This window comes from Pseudolysobacter antarcticus (assembly GCF_004168365.1).
Taxonomy (GTDB): Bacteria; Pseudomonadota; Gammaproteobacteria; order Xanthomonadales; family Rhodanobacteraceae; genus Pseudolysobacter; species Pseudolysobacter antarcticus.
Genome location: NZ_CP035704.1, coordinates 3,600,000 through 3,624,624 on the forward strand (window position 1 = coordinate 3,600,000; position 24,625 = coordinate 3,624,624).

Here is a 24,625-nt window from a genome sequence, read left to right on the forward strand (position 1 = left end):
TATCGGGTCGCTATCCTAACTGAACACAAAAGTGATCGGCCCGTCGATTATTCGATCGGGCACAGCGCCGCTGTGATCGTTTCCAGATTGTTGCGGAAGATAACGTCGCCGGCGTTCAGCACGGTCACTGCAAGCGGCCCCGAAACACTGGGCGCATTGTTGTTGTCGCCGCCGTAGTTTGCCATGAGGTTGTAATGATCCTGAGTATCCGAGCCCGTCACGGCCAGCGTGCTGACAGTGCAACTCGCACTCGCAGAACTCAGGGCTACAGCGCTGCAGAGTACCGTCGCCCCGTTCTTGAACGTTGCCGTGCCGGTAGGCGTCGCGCCGCTCACGTGAACCGTCAGCGTGAAGGGCTGGTTTCCCACGAAAGTGGTCATGCAAGTCGTAGACAATATCGTCGTCGTCGGCGTCGCCCCGTTCACGGTTTGCGACACGCTCGACGATGTAGAACTCATATTGGATGCGTCGCCGCTGTAGACCGCAGTAATGCCATGCGTTCCGCCACTCAGCGCCGAGGTCGAGCATACTGCGACCGGACTGTTACTGGTGCCGCCAGTGAACGCGACCGCGCTGCATCCGACAATGGCATTGGTGCCGTCCTTGAACGTCACCGTGCCGGTGGGTGTCGCGCCCGTCACTGTGGCGATAAACGTGACGCTCTGGCCAAATGTGCTCGGGTTCGTGCCCGATACCAGCGCAGTGTTGCTCGACGGCGGATTGACGGTCACGCTGGCGCTACCGCTGCTGCCGATGAAATTGGCATCTCCGGAATAGCTAGCGGTAATCGTCTTGTTGCCGGTGCTGGTGGGAGTGAGCAGGCACGTGCCTGCACCGTTGTTCAAACTGGCGACGGTGCAGGTGTCACCCGTGCCATCGCTGACACTGATACTGCCGCCAGCCACGCCCGCTGCGGGACTAGTCGGGCTAACCGACACATTCACCGTGTATGGAGTACCCACGGTGACGCTGCCCGACGCCGGCATCACTGCCACTGTCGTATTGCCCTTGGTCACCGTGTGCGACAACGGTGAGGTAATGCTCGCAGCAAACCCACTGCCGCTGCCTGGTGTGTAGGTGGCGGTAAGGAAATAGTTGCCAGGCGCAACCCAAGTGATGTTGCAAGAGGCGCTGCCGCCCGAAAGCGTGGCCGGTCCGCAGCTCGTCGTGCCGTCCGACACGCTCACCGTGCCGTCCGGCGTTCCCGACGACGCGCTTACCGTTACATTGATCGCGTAGCTTTGACCAACAACGGAAGTGGCCGTTGAGGTGATTGTCGTGATCGTAGCCTGCGTCACGAGCACGCTGTTGCTAGCGGGCGATGCTGGTGCGGCACCCGCGGCATTGTGGGCGACGACGGTAAACGTATACGTGCCCGGGGCGATCGGACTGAACAAGATGCTCGTGCACGGCGTCGAGCAGGATGCCGTGGCACCCCCCGGCGTAGCGGTCGCGGTATAACTGATGGGTGCGCCGCCATCGGAAATCGGCACACTGAAATTCACTGTTGCCTGAAAGACAGCCCCGACAGCGGTCGGTGTGGCGGTGACCCCGCCAGGGGGCGTCGCCAAGCGCGATAAGCGCGCCGCGCTCGGGATGCCATTAACCCAAGTGCGCACCATCACCAGGCCGGCCGGAAATCCGGCAAAGGCCGTGGCAGTGCCGGTGAAATTGGTATTGGAGAAATTAACCGTTTCATCGTTGCTTATGAAGCGCATCTGCTCGTTGTCGAGGCGCTGCACCTGGAACATCGGCATATTCGTGGCCGAACTATTCGTCGCGCCGCCGCTGGCTTCGAAGTTGGGCAAAAACCCGCTACCGGTCGCAGCCAGCGCGCTGGTCTGCAGCAAAAACGTGTTGGTCGCGCTCAGTATCGGCTGTCGGGTTGGATCAGGGGCCAGGCCCGGATCGGCCTGCTCAGCACTCGATAGAATAGCGCCGTTGTGGATGCCGCCGGCCACCAGCAGCTGGCCCGAGGGCAGCAGCGTCGCGGTGTGTTCACTGCGCCCATTCGCGAGCATGCCGGCCGCGCTCCATACGTTCAGCGCGGGATCGTACAGCTCTGCGCCGAAATCGGTGCCGTTGCGACCGACCGCCAGCACCTTGCCGGAGGGCAACAGGGTGGCAGTGTGATAAAAGCGCGCGGTCGTGAGCGAGCCGGCAGCGCTCCATAAGTTCGTAGCCGGATCGTACAGCTCGGCGCTGGCGAGATAGCTGCTCTCGCCGTCGGCGGTGCCGCCCGCAACTAGCACCTTGCCTGAGGGCAGCAGCGTGGCGGTATGTAAAATGCGCGCGGTCGTGAGCGTGCCGGCCGCACTCCATAGGTTCGTGGCCGGATCGTACAGTTCGGCGCTTGCGAGCGCGACGAACTGTACGCCGGCGCCGCCGACCACCAGCACCTTGCCCGAGGGCAGCAGCGTGGCGGTGTGCGAATAGCGCCCGGTCGTGAGCGTGCCGGTCACGCTCCAAGCGTTCGTCGCCGGATCGTACAGCTCGGCGCTGGCGAGATTGACGAAGCCGTTGGGGCCGATGTAGCCGCCGCCGGCCACCAGCACTTTGCCCGAGGGCAGCAGCGTGGCGGTGTGAGATCCGCGCGCGGTCGCGAGCGCGCCAGCGGCGTTCCATAGGTTCGTCGCCGGATCGTACAGTTCTGCGGCGGCTTCGGCGCCACTGGCGCCGAAGCCGCCAACCACCAGCAGCTTGCCCGAGGGCAGCAGCGTGGCGGTGTGCGAATCGCGCCCGGTCGTGAGGTTGCCCGCCACGCTCCACGTATTCAGCGCCGGATCGTACAGGTCGGTGCTGACCGCAGTAGAATCAGAGCAACAGCCGCCAACCGCCAGCACCTTTCCTGAGGGCAGCAACGTGGCTGTATGTGCATAGCGCGGAGTCGTGAGTGTGGTCGTGAGTGTGCCGGCCCCGCTCCATGTGATCGACGCCGCATCGTACAACTCGGCGCTGGCGAGAAAACCACTTACGTTGTTGCCGCCGGCCACCAGCACCTGGCCCGAGGGCAGCAGCGTGGCGGTGTGAGATTGGCGCGCGGTCGAAAGCGTACCGGCCGCGCTCCATGTATTAAGCGCCGGATCGTACATTTCGGCGCTGGCGAGATAGCTGAGGTTGACGCCTTGGCCACCGACCACCAGCAGCTTGCCCGAGGGCAGCAATGTGGCGGTGTGGTTATAGCGCGCGTTGGTGAGCGTGCCAGCCAGGCTCCAGGTATTCAACGCCGGATCGTACAGCTCGGCGCTGACGAGCGGGCCGCTGACGTTGCCACCGCCCGCCACCAAGACCTTGCCCGAGGGCAGCAGAGTGGCGGTGTGTGCGCCGCGCGCGGTCGAAAGCGCGCCGGCCGCGCTCCATAGGTTCGTCGCCGGATCGTATCGCTCGGCGCTGGTGCCGATGCCACCGGCCACCAACACCTTGCCCGAGGGCAGCAACGTGGCGGTGTGTCCATAGCGCGTGGTCGAGAGTGTACCGGCTGCGCTCCATGTGTTCGTCGCCGGATCGTACCGTTCGGCGCTGGCGAGATCGCTGTCGTTCTCGTCATCGCCGCCGACTACCAGCACCTTGCCGGAGGTCAGCAAAGTGGCGGTGTGTCCATAGCGTCCGGTCGTGAGTGTGCCAGCCGCACTCCATAGGTTCAGCGCCGGATCGTACAACTCCGCGCTAGCGAGAGCGTTGCCAATGCCGCTGCCCCCGACCACCAGCACCTTGCCCGAGGGCAGCAGCGTTGCGGTATGTACACAACGCGCGTTCGTGAGCGAGCCAGCCGCGCTCCACAGGTTCGTCGCCGGATCGTACAACTCGGCGCTGGTTCGAGCGCCATTGCTGCTAAAGCCCCCGACCACCAACAATTTGCCCGAGGGCAGCAGCGTTGCGGTGTGTTCACTGCGCGCGTTCGCGAGCGAACCGGCTGCGCCCCACGTGTTGGGTCCCGCCGCTTGCGCCACGTCGACGACGGCGAACGTAGCCATCAGCAGCAGCGCGATCCGCGCGAATGTTTGATATGAGGCCCGCATGGTAAATCCCCTCGTCCCTAGATAGGCTAGCCAGTAGCGCATGCCCTGGGCATCCGTAGCGTGAAGGTGCTCGACGTATCAACCACGCCTACGAGCGAAATGATCTGGGCGCGTTCACCCTACTCCTGGTACCCGAACTTGAGAAGCTTGGTTAACGCGGGGACGGATACTAGGACAGAACTCGACGACACGTCGCGTCGCCCACTGCAAAGCTCGCGCCCAATATCAGGCAATGTCTCAGCGCAAATTCAGTAGAGCGTTTCGGTCAGCAACATGGCGTAACGAATGGAGCAGCGCTTGCACCGGATCAGATGTAATCGTGGGTCGGGGTGGCATCGCCGGGCGGCCACATCGTGCTGACTGAATGATCGCGATAGAACGTGACGGTCACGCTGCGGCGCGACTCGGTGCAACGCGGATCGACGCGTGATACCGCGTGCCAGGATTTATCGGAACGCACCAGCAGCGCCGAGCTGCCGACGATCGGCGCGACCACGTGTGCAGCATCCCGCATGCTGGAGGAACGCAGAATCTGCAGGCAGCCGCCGTCGGCAATATTCCACGACGGGTTGAAGTACAAAACGTGCGTGACGATCTTGTCGCGCAGATCCAGATGCGGCCCGAGCCACGCGCCGGGGCCGTAATGGAATGCGTTCGCTTCCATCTGCAAATTCGACAGATCGATTCCGCTGAGTCGGCTCAGCGCCGCGCGATAACGCGGCGACAGCAAGTCAGCGGCAAGTCGTTGCCAAGCCACGCTCAAATCAGCGGCGTGGGAAATTGCCTTGCTGCCCATCGCGACTAGTTCACGCGCCTCGTAACCGTAATCTTTTTCGCCGTCGTAACCCTTCACTGCCTTGTAATGATCACGCGGAAATGTATCGGCCAAAGCCGCGGCATTTTGCGCCGAATACAAATCTTCCACCGCCGCCCAGCCGTAAGGTTCGCTTCGAAGTTCACAGGTTTCGATCGCCTCGAATTGCATGATGCCGCCGGCAGCGGCGATATCGATTGCGGCGACAGATTTGGTCTGGTGCGGAGCTGTGATCGTGGGCGTGCTGCGCTGGTTGCGCAAGCGCTGTATGAACTTCGCCAAGGCGCGCAGCGGAGCCGTTACGCGCCACGATAATGAGCTACGCAGATCGGCCACTTCGATGCGCAAATGTCCAATCGTGTTTTGCGCTTGGCTGAGTTTGTTCTCGAATACAAAATCGGTCTCCATCGCTTTTGGCAACTTTTGCCAAAGCTCGCGAATGCAGGCGGGCACGCGGCGAGTTATGGACGAATTCAGCGCGGCGGCGACCTTGTCCCAGTGCTCTTTCAATTCCGCATTCGCCTTTTGCACCGCGACCGATAGCGCGGTTTTGCCGAGCTTCTGCTGCAGCCATTGCGGCGAGATTTCGCTGCTATTGTCAAACAGATGGATCGTGTCGAAATCGGCCAGCAAACCGTATTTTCCGTGCGCCGATTGTTGCGGCCGAAACACCGGCACGCCGTATGCCAACGCGGTGATGGCGAGATGCAGACTGATACCAATCGCCGCTTCTGCACCTCCAATCAGCTCCGCCAGCAGCAGCGGATTCGGCCACTGCGGCAAACGCAATGCGGTCGGAAAATCGTGTGCGATATTTTTTTCCGCGTCGCCGAGAACCGGGCCGATCGGCAGCAACAAGACCTGGTAATCCGCAAACGTCGCGGCATGTTTTTTCAGCACGCGTGCGATCGCATCGAGGCCGACGGTGGCTTGCACCACGAGATAAGGTTTGTGCAGGCCGATGTCTTGTCGCAGCGCCGCGCACTCGCGCGAAATATTCTCATCACGCAGGTTGGCGATGCCAAAAACCGTGTCCGGCACGATGTTGATTTCGGCATCGCGCGCAAACGGCATCAGCGCTTGCCGCGAAGCTGCATCGCGCACCGCGATGTATTTGCTGCCGATCAATGCGGCCGTGAGCAGCGGCGCAGCCCATGCCGGAATATCGCCATACACCGCGGGCGCATTCCAGACCACGGGCAGGCCTTGTTCGAGCGCGAGCAGCATCGGTATCAGCCACAAACTCGACGGATGATGCAGATCGTTATTCGGCGGCAAATATCCGGGCGCGACGTCTTGATCGAAACGGATGATGTGGCCGCCGCCGACGATCAAGCCGTCCAGATTTTCAACCGTAGCGGCAAATTCGGTGAGTGACACAACATCGAACGGCCATTGCGCAGCACGCTTGGAAAAGTACGAGAATTTCTGCAAATCCGGCGTCGGCAAACGCTGGCGCAATTCGTGCGCGGCGATCAGCGGAAACAGCAGATCGCCGTAGTTCTCGACATCAAACGTGCCACACATTCCAATCGCCGCCATTCATTTATCCCGGTCGTATTTTTTTGAATATCGAGTATCGCATTTACAAGACTTGCGCTTTGCCGTGCGACGGTTTGTCGCCACTTCGCATCCATGCCTTAAACCCTTTGATGAGAAACACAATGCGCAAGCGTACCGCGTTATTTTTCCTTTGCACGATCGCAGCGCCTTTCGCCCACGCCAGCACGCACGAAAGTTGGCTGGTCACGACCGAGCTATGGGGCAATCCGAGTTATCAGATGCTCGAACTCGATCGTGATGGCGATCGACTGGTTGGCACATTCGATGGCGATAAACTCGAAGGTCAACGTGTCGGCGATGCCTTGCATTTTGTCGTCACCGACAGCAGTCATGCAATCTACGTCTTCACCGGCAAACACAGTGGCGACAACATCACCGGCACGGCGGATTATCCAGACAGCAATAATACAAAAACGCGCGTGAACCATGCGTTTATCGCACGCATGATCCCGCCACGACCAGCCGGGCAAGCGCGGCAGATCGAGTTCAAACCGAAGGATTATTCCAACGAATTTTCACCGCACCGCAAACCGGTGCTGACGGTATGGCCCGGCGATACGGTGCACACCAGCACCGTCGATTCCGGCGGCGTCGATGAACACGGCACTACGCGCGCGCTTTTCGGCAACCCGCAGACCGGGCCGTTTTATATCGCGGGTGCCGCGCCGGGCGATACCTTGGTGATCAAGCTCAAGCGACTACGCCTGAATCGCGATTACGCCGACAGCCTCGACAGCATCGTCGGCCACGCGCTGGGCGCCAGCCTTGCTGCCAAAGCCAGTGATCTGGGCAAACCTGTACGTTGGAAACTCGACCGCGAACGCGGCCTCGCCAGCATTGAAAATGCGATCAATCATTTGCGCAATTTTGTCGTGCCGATCCGGCCCATGCTCGGCGGGCTGGCAGTCGCGCCGGGGTTCGGCTCCGCAGCGATTTCAACCGGAGACACCGGACGTTTCGGCGGCAATATGGACTGGAACGACGTGATCGAAGGCAACACTATTTACCTGCCAGTTTTCCAACCCGGCGCGTTGCTGTATCTCGGCGATGCCCATGCGTTGCAGGGTGATGGCGAAACCTCGCAATACGCGCTGGAGACATCGATGGATGTAGTGTTCAGTGTCGATGTCGTGCATGGTGGCAAGGCCATCAACACACCGCGCGCGGAATCGCCGACGCAGATCATGGTGCTGGGTCAGGCCGGTTCGCTCGACGACGCGTTGCGCGCAGCAACTACCGGCATGATCCAGTGGCTGCAACAGGATTACGATTTGAGCCTTGCGGAGTGTGCCGAAGTGCTGGGCAGCTCGGTGCATTATGCGGTGGCAAATCTTGCCGGTCGCAGTGTTGGTATGGTTGCAAAAATCGACAAGACGCGACTCGCGCAGTTGGCAACGATCAACCGATAATCAATCGTGCGGTGGCGAATTCAGCTCGGCGTGCGCGCGCTCCGGCGGTCCGAACAATTGCTTGAGGCGTGATGCAAAAGTTTGCGGTCGCGCAAAATCGCGAAACATCGCGATCCACTCATGAAACGTCAGACGCAGTGGATTGTGTGAATGGATCGGCTGCACGATGCCGTATTCGCAAGGTACATCGGGATCTTCGGCAACGAAACTGCCGAACAATTTGTCCCAGATGATCAGCACGCCGGCGTAGTTGCGATCGATGTATTTCGGGTTGCGCGCGTGATGGACGCGATGGTGCGATGGCGTGTTGAAAACATATTCCAGCCAGCCGAGTTTGCGCACCGCTTCGGTGTGCACGAAAAACTGGAAGGCAAGATTGATCGCGACCACGACGATGATGTTTTTCGGCGCAAACCCGATCAGCGCGAGCGGCAGCCAGAATAGCCACATGCCGGAAATCGGATAAGTGAGACTCTGACGAAACGCGGTCGACAGGTTCAAGCGTTCAGACGAATGATGGGTAACATGCGACGCCCACATCCAACGGATGCGATGACTCGCACGATGAAAAAAATAGTAGAAAAAATCCTGCGCCACAAATAACGCCACGATACTCCAGAACGACGCCGGAAAATCGAACAGTCGATACTGATACACCCACGCATAAATGCCGATCACCGCCAACCACGCTAGCGCATCGGCGGCCTGATGCATCAGCGCGAGCGCAGCGTTGGACGCCGTATCCTTGAGGCTGTAAACCGCGCGGCGATCTTTCCAGTACCACGCTTCCCACGCGATGAAACCGAGAAACACCGGCCCCAGCGCAAGCAGAATCCAGCTTTCCATTTACGCGCTCGCCGAAGGATTTGCGGCGGAGCCAGCGAGCAAATTTGCCATGTTGTCGAGGCAACGTTGCATCGCGCGCTGCATGAAAACTCGTAGCAGCAATGTTGCCAGCGGATAGATCAAGCTGCTGGTCAGGGTGAAGGTGTAAGACCAGCGCACCATGCAATCAGATTCCGCCGCGGAGACCAGCCAATCCGCCTCGCCCTTGTTCACCAGCCACGCAAATGGCGCACGAAAACCGCTCAATACATAAGCATGCCGAGTCGGTGCATCGAGCACCGTGACATGTTCGGTCAGCACGCTGCCATCGCTATTGTGAATGCGCCGAACCGCACCGACCGTGAGCGGGGTTTCCAGCACGATCGCACGGATCGACGGGATCAATCCATAGCCGACAAACGTGCCGGGAAACCGCTTCGAATCGACGATCAGATCGAACGCGGTCTCTACATCGCTGCGGAATATTTTTTCGGCGTGACATTCGATCTGCATGCGGCAGAGTCTGGCCGATTCGGTTTTCTGCGTCCAGCGGGGCCGCTGAAACTGCGGCATATCAATTGCCTGTAGATAAAGCCTGACATGGCAGGTCGACGTGCGACGACACCCCCGCTCGCAAAAACCTTGGCTTGACTTGGCACTGCCGCCTGACTAGTTTGCAGCATTGGGGGTCTAAATGGATGAGTCAGGCGTAGCGATTTGATGCGTCACATCGCAGCATGAGCCATCCGAATGCTTCCCGATAACGGTCGCAACGAGGGGTGGGTCATGTTTGAACTTCGACTATTCCAGGCGCCACGCGCTTGGCTGTTTTCTCTGACAACACTGATGTTGTCGCTGGTTTTGTTTTCTCCTGCAAGTTCTCTCGCCACTGAGGCCGCGCAGCCAAAAATCGGGCCGCGCGCTGCCGCACAGATGCAGGCGCTGAAGTCGATCAAAACGACGAAAAGTCCGCAGCAGAACAAAATCGATTCTCGCCTCTATCTCGGGCTGCTTCATCAACGCTCGGATAGCCGCCTCGCCACGCTCACCGATTTTCGCTTCGTCAAACCTGAAGCCGACGGCCGTGTGGCAGTCAACATTTTGCTCAGCGGCGCCGATGGCGTAAAGCCGGTTCTGAATTTGCTGGACTCTCTGGGCGATGTAGTCAAGGCCAAGAGTTATGCCTACCACACCGTCACTGCACGCGTGGCCATGCAGAATCTCGATGCGCTGGCGGCGATTGCGCAAGTACGCACGATTCGGCAGGCAATTCCGGGAATGACGCAGGCGGTGAATACTTCCGAAGGCGATCTGACGCACGGCGCGAACGAAGCCCGTGGTTATTTTGGTGTCACCGGTGCGGGGGTCAAGGTATGTGTGCTTTCGGATGGCGTCAACTCGCTTGCCACGTTGCAAGCGAGCGGCGATCTGCCAGCGGTAGTAGATGTATTGCCGGGCCAGGCGGGCTCAGGTGATGAAGGCTCGGCCATGCTCGAGATAGTTCATGACCTGGCCCCCGGGGCAGCGCTGGGCTTCGCGACAGGAACAACCGACGAAGCAACCTTTGCCACCAATATCGCGAGCTTGGTTACTGCCGGCTGCAACGTCATCGTCGATGATGTCGATTATCTGGATGAATCACCGTTCGAAGATGGACCGCTGGCTCAGGCCGTAAATGCGGCGACAGCAGCCGGCGTTATTTATTTTTCCGCGGCGGGCGACAACGGCAACAAGGACGCTGCAACATCAAGCACTTGGGAAGGCGATTTTCTCGCCACCGCCGCTTCAGATCCCGCGCCATTGGCTGGTGCAAACCTGCACAACTTCGGTGATGGAGGTAACTCGATTCTCGTGACTGCCGCCGGCACGCCGGTGCTGACATGGGCGGAGCACTACGATCTGAGTGGCGGAGTTGCCTCTACCGATTACGATCTTTACGATATGGATGGTGGCCTCACGACCATTTTCGACGCGAGCACAAATACCCAGGACGGCGTGGGCGGCGACGACCGCGCGATCGAGATCATCAGCGGTGGCACGTTTGCGGGCGAACGTCTGTTGATCGACAAGTTCGCCGCAGGAATAACCTCCAGCACGCCGATGTTCAACTTGGCGGTGTTAAAAGGAAAGCTCGACGCTACGCTGGCGACCAGCGGCGCGACGCGCGGTCATAGCAGCGCGGTCGATGCCTTCAGTGTCGCAGCAACACCGGTTGCAACATCAGCCGATGGTATCTCGCCAGCCGGTCCCTACCCCGGCCTGTTCACCGCCGCCAATGTGAGCGAGAGCTTTACCTCGGATGGCCCACGCCGAATTCTGCTGGATACTACTGGCGCTGAACTCACGCCGGGAAATCGCACCAGCACTGGTGGCGTGGTCCGTCAGAAGCCGGATATCACAGCGGCTGATGGTGTCGCGACGGCATCGCCGGGTTACAGCCCGTTTTTCGGTACATCGGCAGCTGCACCACACGCTGCCGCCATCGCGGCGCTGATCAAGTCGGCCGTGCCGGCCGCGACACCGGCACAAATTCGCACCGCGCTGATCAGCTCGGCGATCGATATCCAGACGGCGGGAGTCGATCGCGATACCGGTGCAGGAATCGTCATGGCACATGCCGCGCTGCAAGCCGCCGGCGCCGCACAGGCCGTTTCTCTTAGCGCAGGCACAGCGGTAAAAACTCAGATCATTGGTGATGGCGATGCCTATGTGGAGCCCAACGAAACCTGGGCGCTAAGTGTGCCGCTGACCAATAGCGGCGCGATGTCGGCGACCGCGGTAAGTGCGGTCCTTAGCTCGGCGACTCCCGGGGTGAGTATCGTCAGCGGTACTTCGGCCTATGCGGATATCGCGCCCGCAGGCACGGCAAACAACACGACGCCATTCGCATTCAAGCTTGGCAGCACGGCACCGTGCGGCGGCATGCTCGATTTCACGCTCACGGTTACGTACGCTGAAAGCGCAACTCCGGTGACGTTCAATTTCAGCATTCAGAGTGGTGCCCCGGGCGCACCGATAACTACCACGTATGCCGGCACGGTCGTGCCAATTCCGGACGCGGCCGATCTGTCGGGTAGTGCGCCTGGCGCCCCCGCAATCGCGCCGTTGGCTATTTCCGGCATCAGCGGCAACATTTATTCCACCGTCCTGAGCATCGATGGCAGCGCATGCAGCGCCACGGCGGGCTCTACCACGGTCGGCATCGATCATTCCTTTATCAATGATCTGAGGATTACGCTGACCTCGCCCGCTGCCACTTCGGTGCTCGTAGTCAATAATACCGATGGCAGCGGCAACAATATGTGCCAGACCATACTCGACGACACTGGCGCCACGAGTATCCAGTCCGTGGTAACTGCACAAGCCCCGTTTACCGGCACATTTGCACCAAATTCGCCATTGTCGGCAATGCGCGGCCAGAATCCGAACGGCACATGGAATTTGCAGGCGCAGGATTTCTTCGCCAGCGATACCGGCAATATTCGCGCGTTTTCGGTGACAGTCACGCCTGCGGTATGTAACGCGCCCGTGGCTGCACCCGTGATCACCGGCAGTATGGCCATTTTGAGCGGCTCCAAGGTTGCCGGTGGCAGCGTGATCTACACCATCGTGCTGACCAATTCAGGTAATGCGACGCAACTGGACAATGCCGGAGCTGAATTCACTGATCTTTTGCCGGCCGGCCTTATCGTGGGCACGCCCACTGCAAACACCGGCACGATATCGGCACCAGGCATAAATCCGGTGACCTGGAACGGTTTCATCCCGGCGAATAATTCGATGAGTATCACGATCCCGGCAACCATCGCGACTGGCACGGCAGGTCAGACCATCACGAATCAGGGCACTATAAACGTCGATGCCGATGGCAACGGTACCAACGAGACCGCCGTGCTGACCGATGACCCATCAGTTGGCGGAACCGCCGATCCGACATCGTTTGTCGTGCTTACGCCGACTTTCCCGTTGATCAATGCGACCAAACAAATCGTCTCAGGTGACCAGACTTCCGGTGGCAGCGTGACCTACGTCGTGACCCTGACCAATTCCGGCACGGGTACCCAGCCAGACAACGCTGGCGACGAGTTCACCGACGTGCTGCCTGCACAACTTAGCGCAGGTACGGTCACAGCAAGCTCGGGTACTGCCTCAGTAGTCGGCTCGACGGTATCGTGGAACGGCGTCATTCCTGCCGGCGGCGGGGTCAACATTATCATTCCGGCGACCATCGCCGCGAACACCACCGGCCAGACGATCACCAACCAGGGCACCGTCCACTTCGATGCCAACAGCGTAGGCATCAACGAATCGACCACGACCACGGACGATCCCTCACTACCCGGTACCAATGATCCCACTTCGTTCGTCGTGTTTGCTCCGCCAGCCCCGGTGATTAGTGCCACCAAGACTATCTCGGGAGGCAATCGGCTTGCCGGCGGCACGGTCATCTACACGATTACTTTGACCAACTCCGGCACGGCAGCACAGCCGGACAATGCCGGCAATGAGTTCAGCGACATGCTGCCTGCGGGATTGACCGTGGGTACGCCAACAGCGAGCTCTGGCACCGTATCCGCCGCGAGCGTCAATCCGGTGACCTGGAACGGAAGCATTCCAGCAGGTGGTTCGATCACGATCACGATTCCCGCAACCATCGCTGCGGGCACCGCCGGCCAAATCATCAGCAATCAAGGCTCAGCGAGTTATGACGCTGACGGCAACGGCAGCAACGAAACCACCGTGTTGACAAGCGCGCCCGGCAACACCGGTCAGCCGACCGTCTTCACCGTGGCGGCCTTAGCGCAAGCGCCATCAGCGATTCCGGCCTCGTCGATCTGGACCTTGACTCTGACCAGCCTAATGTTGTTTGGCACCGCCGCGATGCTGCATCTGCGGCGGCGGCGCGAGGATCGAATGATCGGCCTGAGCTGATTTTTCGCGAAATATATGGATCCGGCTGAAACAAAAGTCAGCCGGATCGATGCAAGTTTTATCGCGAGGCTATGACGCGAACAACTCCGTTTCCGTTACTCGATAATCGCGCCTGGCGAATCTGCGCTATGGCTGATATTTCTCGACGACTTCCGCGGGACGAAGCGTGGCATCGTGCACATCGCCGCCGAACTCGCGTCGCGCGCGGCGCTGGCGCAGCAGATCCCAGCTTTGATCCAATTGCACGCCGATATGGACCAGACGCTGGCGATCGGCATCGGACATTTCGCCGCTCGAATGCAGACGATCTTCCTCAGCCACGAGCTTGCCGATGTGCGCGAGCACGTAAGAATCGGGATCCTGCTTGTCCATCATGTTTCCTCGTTGGTTGACGTTTCAGCTTACGCCAAAACACGAACGGATTTTTCTCGATCCCACTGACGTGTCTTCCGGCAGCGGCGAATTCTTTGGGCTGGGTCATATCGAACACACCGGCGCCAGATTTGACATCAGCTTTTTTCAGCAGTGCCACTCCGCCCGCATCTGCAGCGATAGCTTTCAGTTGGCCAAACGCGTCGCGCACAAAATCCACCGCGCACGATTTCTTGCACAGCGATCTGGACGAAGAAAGAGAGACCGGGGAAAACCCGGTCTCCGTTACATTTACGACTGATTACGCCGCAGCAGCAGGCGCTTTGGCTTCGGATCCGGTCGAGATATCGTCAGCGTGATTGCGCTTGAAAATATCCTTGGCGATATCAAGCTGCTTGCTGTCTTCGGTATGCACCGAGATCAGAATGTTGCCGGTCTTGATCTTCTCGTCGTAGCGTTTTGCTTCGAATTCGGGAATGCCCATTCCGACCAGCGCACCGATCACGCCGCCAGCAGCCGTACCTACTGCAGCGCCACCGAGTGCGGCCATGATCGGACCCGCGGCGATGAACGGGCCAACGCCCGGAATCGCGAGCGATCCGATGCCCGCGAGCCAACCCAGCGCGGCACCCACGCCCAAGCCAGCAACACCGCCTGCGGTCGCGCCTTCCGGCGCCTTGGTGTTGTGCTCGTGTGCAAAATCCTTGGTGCCGCGTTTATCCGGCAACAGCGCGGAAATATCATTATTTGTGAATCCGGCGAGCTTGAGTTCGTCGACGATGCTCTCGGCTTGGCCGATGGTTTTGGTGGTGCAATATACAGATGCTTTCATGGTTATCTCCTGCTGATTTATTGTTTGATGTCCAACTCGTTATTCACCTGCGAAACGCCAGAAACGCCCGCAGCCAATTTGCCTACCTTGATTTTTTCGTCCGCACTCGCGACCGGGCCACGGAGCGTTACCACGCCTGCAGCTGCCACCAACTTCACGTTGTGTGCCAGCGTCGACAGCGATTTCTCATTGACGATCGAGCTACGCACAGCGGCTGCGACCTTGATGTCCGCACTGTTGTTCGGCTGGTCGGTAGGCGTCATCGTGTCGGCGGATTTGTCGCGGGTATTCAGCCGGGTATTGTCCGCAGCAGTCGACGTGACAGGTGCCGCCGCTGGCGGCGTTTGTTGCGCCATGGCGGCGGTGCCTGACATCGCCAGCAAAACCAGCGATGCGGCCAGGTGGACGGAATTGAATTTTCTACGCATGGGATTTCTCTCGTCGATAGTTGCAAGGTAAAGAAATAAATACTGAAAGCGCATCAGTGCCGCTTGGCGCCGTGCTTTTTCGAAAAATGCATGTTCGCTTCGTAGGCATGCTGCTTGGCCAGCAAGCCGTGACCGCTCGCAACATGGGCGTGATGTGCACCCTTGGCATCGTCGCCGGCGCCGTACTGTTTGGCGGCTTCCTTGTGATGATCGGCCGCGTGCTGATGATGCTCGGCAGCCTTTTCATGATGCTGCGAATGCGACAGCTCGCTCGATGCCGCCTGCGTGCCGCGCGATGCATCGTCTTGTTCGGGTTTGGTCGCCGCCTTGATCTGCGGCGCGCTGCTGTTTTTCTGATTCATGACTACTACTCCTACAAAAAAAGTCGCTGACAACAGCGACGCAGGAGTCATACAGCACGGGGCGTGCCAATCAGAAAATCGTTGTGGGGATTGGCTGGCAGCGTTTTCTCGCCGGGTAAAGTGCCGAGAGCAGCTGTTTTATCTCATGCAAATTGAAAGAAGTGCGCCTGCCTTGGTTGGCAATCGACGCAGCTCTACGATGGCGCTCCCGGCGACCGTCTATCGGCTGCCCGCAGCGGTATCTGGGGAGCGATCTCCTTTAGCGAAACTCGCCCTTCTCTGCGCGCCTGCAGTGCGATTGTGGGTCTCGATGGATCAATCTAAACGACACTTGGGCGAAGGGAAAGTCCCGCACGAAATTATGGCGAGTCAACGGTAAACTGCAACGCGCGTCCTAGCCGGGCGCGCCTAGTCCGTTGTTTGCAACAGGTATCGTCGTATCGCTTGGGTGATTAATCTGACGGCGCCAAACTAATCACCAGCCCTGATCGCGCCGACATACAACAACGCGCGTTCGCCACGCGCGGTTTGTGCGGTGACTTCCAGCCAGGCTTGTTTTGTCTCTGCGCCGAGTTCGCAGCGAAAATCCCAACCTGATTTTTTCAGGCGATCGTCGGCGAATGCTTCGCTGACGTCTTCGCGAACTATGTCGATCGGGCAATGATGCCGCGTGCCGTTGACGATAATCTCGACGCTGCCCAAAGCACCGTCGTCGAGCGATCCGGCCCAGCCCTGCAAACGCAATTCACCGGATGATGAAAGCGTTCGCACATCGACCCAACCCCATGCGCCACGACGAAACTCGTGCAGTCCTGAAAGATCGCGCGTCGGATCTTTCGCGACAATGTACAGATCCTGTTCCTGCGCCAATGCCTTGCGCAGGCGGAAATACGGTTGCTCATGACCGAGCGCGCGGCGCAATGACTGCGCGACGAAAGTTTCGCTGGCATAGGCCGTGCCGTAAATATCGGTATCGAGATCGGCGTTTTCACTGCGGGTTTCGTACACGATTCCCGACTCCGGCATGAGCGTATTTCCGGCCAGCAGACTGCTGTCGCGCACGCTGAAACACAGCACGCCATTCGGTGTTAGCACGTCGATCAATCGTGCCAGCCACGCATCGAACAAACTCTCCGGCAGATGCGAAAACAACGAGGCGACCCAAATGAAATCGAAATTTTTGCCGGGCTGAAATTGCTCTGGATCAGCATGTGACGGCAAACCGGTCACGCCGAATTCGTGCGTGACAAACACCAGCGCATCCGCCTGCAATTCGGATGCAAACAAATTTTCGCGCGGCATCGCAAGGCTGAGAAAACGCAGCAGTCGTCCATAACCGCACGCAAAATCCAGCACTTTGACATCGTCGTTGTTGCTGCCGAAAAAATGCTGCTGGATTTGTCGCATCGCGCTGAATTGCTGCAGCGAGATATTGAAATACTGACTCTGCGCCGCGCCCGCAACCTGATGATGCTGCAGCGAATGCGTGAACATTTGATCGTTGGAATGGATCGTCGTGTTCAAGTCTTCGGCATCGATTTTTCCGGGCAGCTGCGGGCAGCAAGACAATACTGCGGCTTTGAATTCAGTGCTCGCGCAGACAGTTCTGGATTGCTCCAGCAAAAACAATTCCGTTGCATTCATGGTCACGAATTCTGGCGAAGGAAATCCGCGATGCTAGGGCGCGCGCTCGACATGAGCAAGCAAATCCACACGACCCATCGCACATCATCAAGATGCGCGATGGGTCGATCCGAGCGCTACACCAAACTTGCGCTAATTCGCTGGCGAAAATCCGAATCCGTCGATGTAGATAATATCGTGGGCAATAGTGCCCACCGGTGTGCTGCCGCCGATCAGGATCTGATACGGCGCGTTCAACAATACCGAGAGCGACTTGTCTTGATAATTCGCTGTCACGATATCGGGTTTGCCATCGCCGTTCAGATCAGCCACCGCGGTCGAAAAAGTACTTACGCCGGCGGTCACCGCTTGCTGTGTGGCGAAGCTGGCGGTCGTGGCACCCGGTACAGTGGTATTGCGCAATATCGATATCGATCCCGGCGTGATGAAGCCTATATTCGCCACGATCAGGTCGGGCTTGCCATCACCATTCAAATCGGTAGGAGTTACTGCGTAAGCAGACTGGTTTGCGGCAAATGATTGCTGCGCGGAGAACGTCGCTATGGCCGAGCCGGCTGCGGTGGTATTGAGCAACACCGATACCGACGCCGTACTTGAACCGGGATTGGCGACGATCACATCGGACTTGCCGTCGCCATTGATATCCGCAGTGGAGATGTTCTGCGGATAGAACCCCGCCGCAAATACCTGTTGCGTGGCAAAGCTCACAGTCGTCGCACCCGGCGCGGTGGTATTGAGCAAGACCGACATCGTACCGACGCTGGTATTGTTGGCGACGACCAAATCCGGCTTGCCATCCCGGTTGACGTCCGCCGCAGCAACCCAGATCGGCGATGTGCCCGTGGCGAATGTTTGTTGCGTGGCGAAACTGCCGGTCGTGGCACCAGTGGCGGTGGTATTGAGCAAGACCGAAATCGTGTTGGAATTGCGATTGGCGGCAATCAGATCGGGCTTGCCATCGCCATTGATGTCGAGGCTGATGATCGAACGCGGATCCGTCCCGGTCGCAAATGTTTGTGGCGTTGCAAAGCTCACCACCCCGGCTCCGGCGGCCGTGGTGTTCATGAACAACCAGATCTGATTGGCATCGCGCGCACTAACCAGCAGGTCAAGCTTGCCATCCCCGTTGACATCGGCAATGGCAATTGTTTCGCTGTTGTTGCCGGTGGTAAAAATCTGCCGTCCACCATACGTGGCGGTTGCACTGCCGGGGATCGTGGCATTGAGGAAAACGCCGAAGTTATCGCTATCACACACAATCAGGTCAGGCTTGCCGTCGCCGTTCAGATCCGCCGTAGTGACATAGACCGGACGACCTTGTGCGACCGGATCAAACGCTGATGCAAAATCCTGCTTGGGCGCAAGACTCGGCAAGACGGCACTCGAAACCATCGTGTTCATCACCACCGAAACTGTATCGTCGCCGAGGTTGGCGGAAATCAGATCAAGCTTGCCATCGCCATTCAAGTCGGCGCTGATCACCGCCGCAGGATTGGCGCCAGCGGCGAAAGCTTGCTCCACTGCAAAATTCGCCGTGGCACTGCCCGGCGTGGTGAGATTGAGTAGCACCGACAGACTATTTGCACCGCTGTTCGCGATGACCAGATCGGGCTTGCCATCGCTGTTGGCATCCGCCGTGGTGACTGAAATGGGACCCGCCTCGGTGGCGAAAGTCTTTTGTGCGGCAAAACTCGGCGCGGTATCGCCAGCGGCCGTGGTGCTGAACAATACCGAGACCGTATTCGACGAATTGTTGACGACGATCAGATCGGGCTTGCCATCGCCGTTGATATCCGCCGTGCTGACCGCGACCGGATTGCTGCCCGTGGCGAAGCTGGTCTGCGCAGTAAATGCTAGCGTAGTCGAGCCGGATACGGTGGTATTGAGCAACGCCGAAACACTGCTGGCGCCGTTGTTGGCGACGATGATATCGGGCTTGCCATCGCCATTGAGATCGCTGGCGATCACATTGATCGGATTAGCCGCGCTGGCGAAGGTTTGCTGCGTGGCAAAGCTCGGCGCGGCCGCGCCGGGCGCGGTGGTGTTGAGCAGCACCGAGACAGTATTCGAACCGTTATTCGCGACGATCAGATCCGGCCTGCCGTCGCCGTTGAGGTCCACACTCGCGACCGATGTCGGATTGCTGCCGGTAGCAAAAGTTTGCTGTGTGGCAAAGCTCGCGATCAAGGTGCCAGGCACGGTGGTATTGAGCAGCACCGAGACGGTATTGCCGCCGTAGTTGGCGATAACGATGTCGGGCAAACCGTCGCCGTTGAAATCGGCGATGCTGATCGCGCGCGGATTCGAGCCGACGGCAAACGTCTGCGCCACCGCAAAACTTGGCGTACTCGCGCCCGCCGCGGAGGTATTGAGCAGCACCGAAATATTTCCCGATGTACTGTTCGCTACGATCAGATCGAGTTGACTGTCGCCGTTGAGATCGACCGCGCGAATCGCGTATGGTGCGGCGCCTGCGGCGAAAATTTGCTGGGTCGCGAACGTCGGTGGCGAACCGATCGTCGCGCCATCCAAAAACAGGTTGAACGTATTGAACGGCGGATTGCCGGAGTCCGGCAATATCGTGACTGGAATATTGGCGCTGCTCGCGCCGGCGGCAAACAGGATGTTGCCGGCGTTGGCGCTGTAATCCTTGCCAGCCTTGGCGGTGATATTCGCGGTGTGATAATTCAACAGCACGGCGTAGGTTTTATCGCCAGTACGCGTGACCGGAAAATTCATTGTCTGCGCCGAACTGCCGGCACTGATGCTGGCAGGCGATGAGCCGGTCAATGTGGTGTCGGCGGCGAGCGCGGATACGCTGAATAAAACGCTGAGTAAAAATGCCGGCATACGATGCCGGATCGGATCGCGCAACTGCGTGCGCGCCGTAGCCTTGTCTTGCATGGATTGCCCCCTGAATCACATCCGTGGTTTTTCATGGGGCTGATCGGCACGGACAAAAACCGATTCCCAAGGCTCAGCAACAGTCAGGCTGAAGACTGAGCCATGGGCGGTATTGTATGCATGGGCGCGGGTCACAAGGCAACGTTGCAGGATGCACGCGTTGCCCCGTTCTGCGAGATATTCCCAACTATCCATAAGGGCCGGTGGTGGTGACGCGGATGACAGATCGCAGGCGATTTTCTCAGGCTACCGCAGCGATGCGATGGCTGCTTTCAAACTGCACGGCGCGGTCCAATCCGGCGCGCAAATCGGTGAGCAGATCCTGCGCCGATTCGATGCCGACCGACAGACGCAGCAAACCATCGCCGATGCCGGCGCGCGCGCGCGCGGGTGCATCCATCGAGGCATGCGTCATCGTCGCCGGATGTGCGACCAGGCTTTCGACGCCGCCGAGCGATTCGGCCAGCGTGTACAACTTGAGACCATCGACGAACGCCGCGGCGGCTTCTTCGCCACCGCGCAGATCGAAACTCAGCATGCCGCCAAAACCGCGCTGCTGACGCTTCGCGAGTTCGTGTCCAGGATGATTCAACAAGCCTGGAAAATGCACGCGACTCACGGCCGGATGCGCGACCAGCAAGGTCGCTAGCGCCTGAGCATTTTCCTGATGCACAGCAATGCGCGGCGCGAGCGTGCGCAGGCCGCGCAAGGTCAGGAAACTGTCGAACGGCGAACCAGTCAGGCCCAGACAATTCGCCCACCACGTGAGTTGTTCGCCTTGCGCCGCATCGGCCCAGACCACGGCGCCGCCGACCACATCGGAATGGCCGTTGAGATATTTCGTGGTCGAATGCAAGACCAGATCGGCGCCGAGTTCGATCGGCTGCTGCAACGCCGGCGAGAGGAAAGTATTGTCGACCAGCACCTGCGCACCGGCGGCGTGCGCGAGTGCCGCGACCGCGCGAATATCGGTGATACGCAACAGCGGATTGCTCGGTGTTTCGATCCAGACCAGTTTCGGTTTGCGCTTGAGAATCTCGATCAACGCGCTGCGATCCTGGAAATCGACGATGGCGAGTTGATATTGCCCACGCGCTGCTTGCGCCTTGAACAAACGATAACTGCCGCCGTAGCAATCGTGCGGAATCACCAGCAGATCGTCGCGATCGAGTTGTGCTGTGACCAGCGTGATCGCAGCCATGCCGGATGCGGTGATGACCGCACCCGCACCGCCTTCGAGTTCGGCCAGCGCACCGGCTAGAACATCACGCGTAGGATTGCCGGAGCGCGTGTAATCGTACGCGCGCTTTTTGCCAAAACCCGCAAAACTGTAATTGGTCGAAAGATAAATCGGCGGCATCACCGCGCCGTGTGCCGTATCGATATCAACGCCGGCTCGCGCGGCAATCGTGGCGGGATCAAAACGGCTCATGCAACTTCTCCAACGGTGGTGTTTGCGAGGGCGCGGCGCAATACCGCGCCGATCTGGGATTGTTCTTTGAGGAACGCGTCGTGGCCGTACAACGAACTGATTTCGACCAGTTCGCACGGCGCCGCGATCAACGCGGCAAACTCGCGCAACTGCTCGACCGGCACCAATAAATCTTCGCGCACCGCGACCAGCGTGGTCGGCACAGCGATATCTTGCGGCGCGATGTTGTGTGCATCCAGCGACTCGCTCAGACGCGCAAAAGAAATCGGATCGAAACGTTCGACAAACCGTTCGCCGTGATGACGCAGATACGCGAGCACGCCCTGCTCCGCCGGCTGCGCAGCAAAACGCTGCTCCAGTTCCTGCGGCGTGCGATAACTCAGCATCGCCAGCTGGCGTGCGAGTTTCAGCGCTTCGGTGGCATCACGCGCCTGCGTCACAATCGCACGCTGCAGGCTGCGAATCGCCAGACCAAACTGACTCGCGCGCTGGGCAGCGCTGATGATTACGGCGCGGATCAGCCGCGCCGGCCCGAGCAGGCGTGCGAGATGCTGAACGACGCAGCCGCCATATGACGCACCGACCGCAAGATGCACGCGGCGAATGCCGAGATGATTGAGCAGCGCGAGGATCGCATGCGCCTGATCGAGGGCATCGATGCGCGGAAAATCGGAATCGCCGCGCGCACCGGTCGAGGCATCGCAGCCGCCGAGCCAGTCGATACCGAGCAGCCGAAAACGACGCGTATCAAGCGCCTTGCCGACACCGCATTGCGCCTGCCACCAACCTTGCGCACCGGCCGATTGGCTGTGTGCGGAAATGCCGCCGAGGACCAGCACTACCGGCGCTTGCGCGGGTCCAACGCTGGTCCACGCCAGACTTGCATCGCGCAATGATGAGCCGCTGTGCAGGTTGAACGGATTCGGCAACGCAAGAATTCCGTCCTGCGAAAAATCTTCGGCGTCGACGACCGAAGACAAACTGGGAATACATCGACTGGAGCTGGATCGACTAGAGCTGGCGGCCATCGGGCGTCCTCGCTGTTATCTGCAAACCCCGACAACAAGAGACCACGATCGATGCTGATCGCGCGCTCTCATCTTTCGGGGCAATAAAGCCTCGCAGGATTTGGCACCAGCCATATTAGTGGCGGTTGCCCCAGCTTCGTCGGGCCTGTCCCTCTGCTGGTCTGGATGAGATTTTTTGCAGATTATCGCCAAAGACAATGGACGTCAAGACGTTTTTACGTCTAGACGGCTAAATGAATTTTTCGAGAGAAGATTTGGAACGACGAAATTAAGGCGCAAAACGTTTGTGGACTTGGTGTTTTCGCAGTTGTTCAATAACGCTGCAGAGCCTGCAGCGGCGTGGCGGCAGGCCAACGCGAGCGTGCATCAAGGAATTCCAGCAGGATCCTCGGCGCGATGTTCTTGCAGACGATGCCGGGCGTCAGGATATTCGCGACATCGCGAATATGCGCACGCAGGCCAAACAGGGTCACTCCACGGCGGCGGCAGGAGCTACCGCGACACGCGCCTTGCGCGACGTGCCGATGAAAATTCCGAGCAGGGATAACGTCAAACCGACCCAGTCGAATGCGACCGTGGGGCGTTGAAACAGCAGCACATCGAGCACGAACGAAAGACTCGGTTGCAACAGCAACAACAGGCCGACCAGCGACGGCGGCAATTGCGGAATCGCACGCACCAGCAACAACCAACCGAGCACCTGCCCGACCAGACCAAGGCCGAGCAACGCGCTCCAGGATTGCGCGTCGGGTATCGAAAAACTCGCACCCTCGACGACGATGGTCAATGCCAGAATCAGCGCGCACAACAGCGACGTCACACACAACTGCTGCGCCGAATCGAGCACAACGCGGCCGTTCTGCACATAACGCGTGGCGAGCATGTAACCTGCGTAGGCGATGCCGGTGACGATGCCGAGAATCACACCGCGCCGATAATCGCCGCTCGCATGCGACCAATCCAAACCGACCAGCAACCACAAGCCAAGCAGCGCGAGTCCGACGCCCGCGAGAAAACGCCAGCCGAGTCGCTCGTGAAAAAACCAGACGCCGGCTAGCGCCATCACGAACACCTGGAAATTGCCAAGCAACGTGGCGAGACCGGGGCCGACATCGTGAATACTACGATGCCAGATAAACAGGTCGAGCGCGAACAAAAACGCGGGCAACAGCAGCCAGACCAGATCGCGTAATTGCAGGCGCCGCCAACGCCCGAATGAAAGCAGACCGAGCAGCAACATGACACCGCCGAAAGCCATGCGATAAAAAGCCGACACGGTCGGCGCAACATGCGCGTAACGCACAAAAATACTGGTAGTGCTGATCAACGCGGCGCCGACCAACATCGCGATGAACGCGCCGCGCGGTGTATCGATGGCTTTGAGCATGTGCCTAGATGTTACGGCTGGAACGTGCCGGCGCCGCGACTTCTGCTGCGGCGTCATCGAACCAGCGCTTCATCGCGGGCAGCGACAGAATGGCGTTCATGTAATCGCGCTCGATCACGCCGACCTCGATGCCGTAACTGACGAAGCGCGCCACGACCGGCGCGAACATCGCATCGGCGATACAGAAATCGCCAAACAGAAATGCACCGCTCGCGCCAAAACGTTCGCGCGCATTACGCCACAACGCCGCGACTCGTTCGATATCACGCTGCGCACTGGCATCCGGCACCGCTTTGGTGCGCAGCCGGCAATTCATCGGCAACTGCGTGCGCAACGCAGCAAATCCCGAATGCATTTCGGCACTGACGGCACGGGCGATGGCGCGCGCCGCGGCATCACGCGGCCAGCCGCGGCCGACCAGAAATGTTTCGTTGATATATTCGAGAATCGCCAGCGAATCCCACACCACAAGCTCGCCATGCAGCAATACCGGCACCCTTCCGCTCGGCGAATAACTCGGGATGCGGCGATGGAATTCCGGCGTATCCAGCGGCAGTCGCACTTCGTCGAACGTGATGCCGAAATGGCGCAATACCAGCCACGGCCGCAACGACCACGAGGAAAGATTCTTGTCGCCAATGACGAGAGAAAGTGTATCGGTCATTACTCTGGAT

General features: G+C 59.3%; 17 protein-coding genes and 1 riboswitch. Of the genes, 2 read left to right on the plus strand and 15 right to left on the minus strand.

Annotation, left to right across the window (positions count from 1 at the left end):
- Positions 1-47 precede the first annotated feature (47 nt).
- Positions 48-4,019 (minus strand): Kelch repeat-containing protein, encoded by a 3,972-nt coding sequence (locus ELE36_RS15450; protein WP_165371636.1) that lies wholly within the window; start codon positions 4,017-4,019, stop codon positions 48-50.
- Positions 4,020-4,326: 307 nt separating this feature from the next.
- The gene (locus ELE36_RS15455) at positions 4,327-6,375 is read right to left on the minus strand and encodes a polysaccharide pyruvyl transferase family protein (protein WP_129834843.1); all 2,049 of its coding nucleotides are present in this window, start codon (positions 6,373-6,375) and stop codon (positions 4,327-4,329) included.
- 122 nt (positions 6,376-6,497) lie between these two features.
- Between ELE36_RS15455 and ELE36_RS15460 the strand changes: the two genes are divergently transcribed.
- Positions 6,498-7,805, plus strand: a complete 1,308-nt coding sequence (locus tag ELE36_RS15460) for an acetamidase/formamidase family protein (protein WP_129834845.1) — start codon at positions 6,498-6,500, stop codon at positions 7,803-7,805.
- Here ELE36_RS15460 and ELE36_RS15465 read toward each other — a convergent pair whose 3' ends face one another.
- The gene (locus ELE36_RS15465) at positions 7,806-8,651 is read right to left on the minus strand and encodes a sterol desaturase family protein (RefSeq protein WP_129834847.1); all 846 of its coding nucleotides are present in this window, start codon (positions 8,649-8,651) and stop codon (positions 7,806-7,808) included. It abuts the gene before it with no gap.
- Positions 8,652-9,143, minus strand: a complete 492-nt coding sequence (locus ELE36_RS15470; protein ID WP_165371637.1) for an SRPBCC family protein — start codon at positions 9,141-9,143, stop codon at positions 8,652-8,654.
- A gap of 273 nt (positions 9,144-9,416) precedes the next feature.
- On the opposite strand from ELE36_RS15470, the gene ELE36_RS15475 reads away from it, so the two are divergent.
- Positions 9,417-13,562, plus strand: a complete 4,146-nt coding sequence (locus tag ELE36_RS15475) for a S8 family serine peptidase (RefSeq protein WP_165371638.1) — start codon at positions 9,417-9,419, stop codon at positions 13,560-13,562.
- A gap of 126 nt (positions 13,563-13,688) precedes the next feature.
- Here ELE36_RS15475 and ELE36_RS15480 read toward each other — a convergent pair whose 3' ends face one another.
- The 11 genes from ELE36_RS15480 to ELE36_RS15525 form a co-directional block, all read right to left on the minus strand.
- Entirely contained in the window at positions 13,689-13,934 is a 246-nt protein-coding gene (locus tag ELE36_RS15480; protein ID WP_129834853.1) for a DUF2630 family protein, read from the minus strand.
- A 301-nt stretch (positions 13,935-14,235) separates the two neighbouring features.
- Positions 14,236-14,766, minus strand: a complete 531-nt coding sequence (locus ELE36_RS15485; protein ID WP_129834855.1) for a hypothetical protein — start codon at positions 14,764-14,766, stop codon at positions 14,236-14,238.
- 17 nt (positions 14,767-14,783) lie between these two features.
- Complete coding sequence (locus tag ELE36_RS15490) at positions 14,784-15,248, minus strand: BON domain-containing protein (RefSeq protein WP_207215794.1); 465 nt, start codon at positions 15,246-15,248, stop codon at positions 14,784-14,786.
- Entirely contained in the window at positions 15,248-15,556 is a 309-nt protein-coding gene (locus ELE36_RS15495) for a hypothetical protein (protein ID WP_207215795.1), read from the minus strand. The genes ELE36_RS15490 and ELE36_RS15495 overlap by 1 nt, the downstream gene beginning before the upstream one ends.
- 471 nt (positions 15,557-16,027) lie before the next feature.
- Entirely contained in the window at positions 16,028-17,200 is a 1,173-nt protein-coding gene (locus ELE36_RS15500; RefSeq protein ID WP_129834857.1) for a class I SAM-dependent methyltransferase, read from the minus strand.
- 132 nt (positions 17,201-17,332) lie between these two features.
- Entirely contained in the window at positions 17,333-20,104 is a 2,772-nt protein-coding gene (locus ELE36_RS15505; protein WP_129834859.1) for a beta strand repeat-containing protein, read from the minus strand.
- Between the two features lie 241 nt (positions 20,105-20,345).
- On the minus strand, positions 20,346-21,536 hold the full coding sequence (gene metB / locus ELE36_RS15510) for a cystathionine gamma-synthase (protein WP_129834861.1): 1,191 nt from the start codon (positions 21,534-21,536) through the stop codon (positions 20,346-20,348).
- The gene (locus ELE36_RS15515) at positions 21,533-22,564 is read right to left on the minus strand and encodes an alpha/beta fold hydrolase (RefSeq protein ID WP_129834863.1); all 1,032 of its coding nucleotides are present in this window, start codon (positions 22,562-22,564) and stop codon (positions 21,533-21,535) included. Before ELE36_RS15515 ends, metB begins: the two co-directional genes overlap by 4 nt.
- Before the next feature lie 65 nt (positions 22,565-22,629).
- A riboswitch (SAM riboswitch) is annotated at positions 22,630-22,736 on the minus strand.
- Positions 22,737-22,875: 139 nt separating this feature from the next.
- Positions 22,876-23,037 carry a hypothetical protein gene (locus ELE36_RS20405; RefSeq protein WP_165371639.1) on the minus strand — a complete coding sequence of 54 codons (162 nt, stop codon included), beginning with the start codon at positions 23,035-23,037 and terminating at the stop codon, positions 22,876-22,878.
- Positions 23,034-23,951, minus strand: coding sequence for a DMT family transporter (locus ELE36_RS15520; protein ID WP_129834865.1), 918 nt, complete (start codon positions 23,949-23,951; stop codon positions 23,034-23,036). The genes ELE36_RS20405 and ELE36_RS15520 overlap by 4 nt, the downstream gene beginning before the upstream one ends.
- Positions 23,952-23,955: 4 nt before the next feature.
- Positions 23,956-24,615, minus strand: a complete 660-nt coding sequence (locus ELE36_RS15525; RefSeq protein ID WP_129834867.1) for a glutathione S-transferase family protein — start codon at positions 24,613-24,615, stop codon at positions 23,956-23,958.
- Positions 24,616-24,625: the final 10 nt, after the last annotated feature.

Coding starts and splice junctions, on each gene's coding strand:
- ELE36_RS15470 (WP_165371637.1), bottom strand. CDS start 9,143: ATGCAGATCGAATGTCACGCCGAAAAAATATTCCGCAGCGATGTAGAG.
- ELE36_RS15500 (WP_129834857.1), bottom strand. CDS start 17,200: ATGAATGCAACGGAATTGTTTTTGCTGGAGCAATCCAGAACTGTCTGC.
- ELE36_RS15450 (WP_165371636.1), bottom strand. CDS start 4,019: ATGCGGGCCTCATATCAAACATTCGCGCGGATCGCGCTGCTGCTGATG.
- ELE36_RS15460 (WP_129834845.1), top strand. CDS start 6,498: ATGCGCAAGCGTACCGCGTTATTTTTCCTTTGCACGATCGCAGCGCCT.
- ELE36_RS15455 (WP_129834843.1), bottom strand. CDS start 6,375: ATGGCGGCGATTGGAATGTGTGGCACGTTTGATGTCGAGAACTACGGC.
- metB (WP_129834861.1), bottom strand. CDS start 21,536: ATGAGCCGTTTTGATCCCGCCACGATTGCCGCGCGAGCCGGCGTTGAT.
- ELE36_RS15495 (WP_207215795.1), bottom strand. CDS start 15,556: ATGAATCAGAAAAACAGCAGCGCGCCGCAGATCAAGGCGGCGACCAAA.
- ELE36_RS15475 (WP_165371638.1), top strand. CDS start 9,417: ATGTTTGAACTTCGACTATTCCAGGCGCCACGCGCTTGGCTGTTTTCT.
- ELE36_RS15515 (WP_129834863.1), bottom strand. CDS start 22,564: ATGGCCGCCAGCTCTAGTCGATCCAGCTCCAGTCGATGTATTCCCAGT.
- ELE36_RS15505 (WP_129834859.1), bottom strand. CDS start 20,104: ATGCAAGACAAGGCTACGGCGCGCACGCAGTTGCGCGATCCGATCCGG.
- ELE36_RS15525 (WP_129834867.1), bottom strand. CDS start 24,615: ATGACCGATACACTTTCTCTCGTCATTGGCGACAAGAATCTTTCCTCG.
- ELE36_RS15485 (WP_129834855.1), bottom strand. CDS start 14,766: ATGAAAGCATCTGTATATTGCACCACCAAAACCATCGGCCAAGCCGAG.
- ELE36_RS15490 (WP_207215794.1), bottom strand. CDS start 15,248: ATGCGCTTTCAGTATTTATTTCTTTACCTTGCAACTATCGACGAGAGA.
- ELE36_RS15520 (WP_129834865.1), bottom strand. CDS start 23,951: ATGCTCAAAGCCATCGATACACCGCGCGGCGCGTTCATCGCGATGTTG.
- ELE36_RS15465 (WP_129834847.1), bottom strand. CDS start 8,651: ATGGAAAGCTGGATTCTGCTTGCGCTGGGGCCGGTGTTTCTCGGTTTC.
- ELE36_RS15480 (WP_129834853.1), bottom strand. CDS start 13,934: ATGGACAAGCAGGATCCCGATTCTTACGTGCTCGCGCACATCGGCAAG.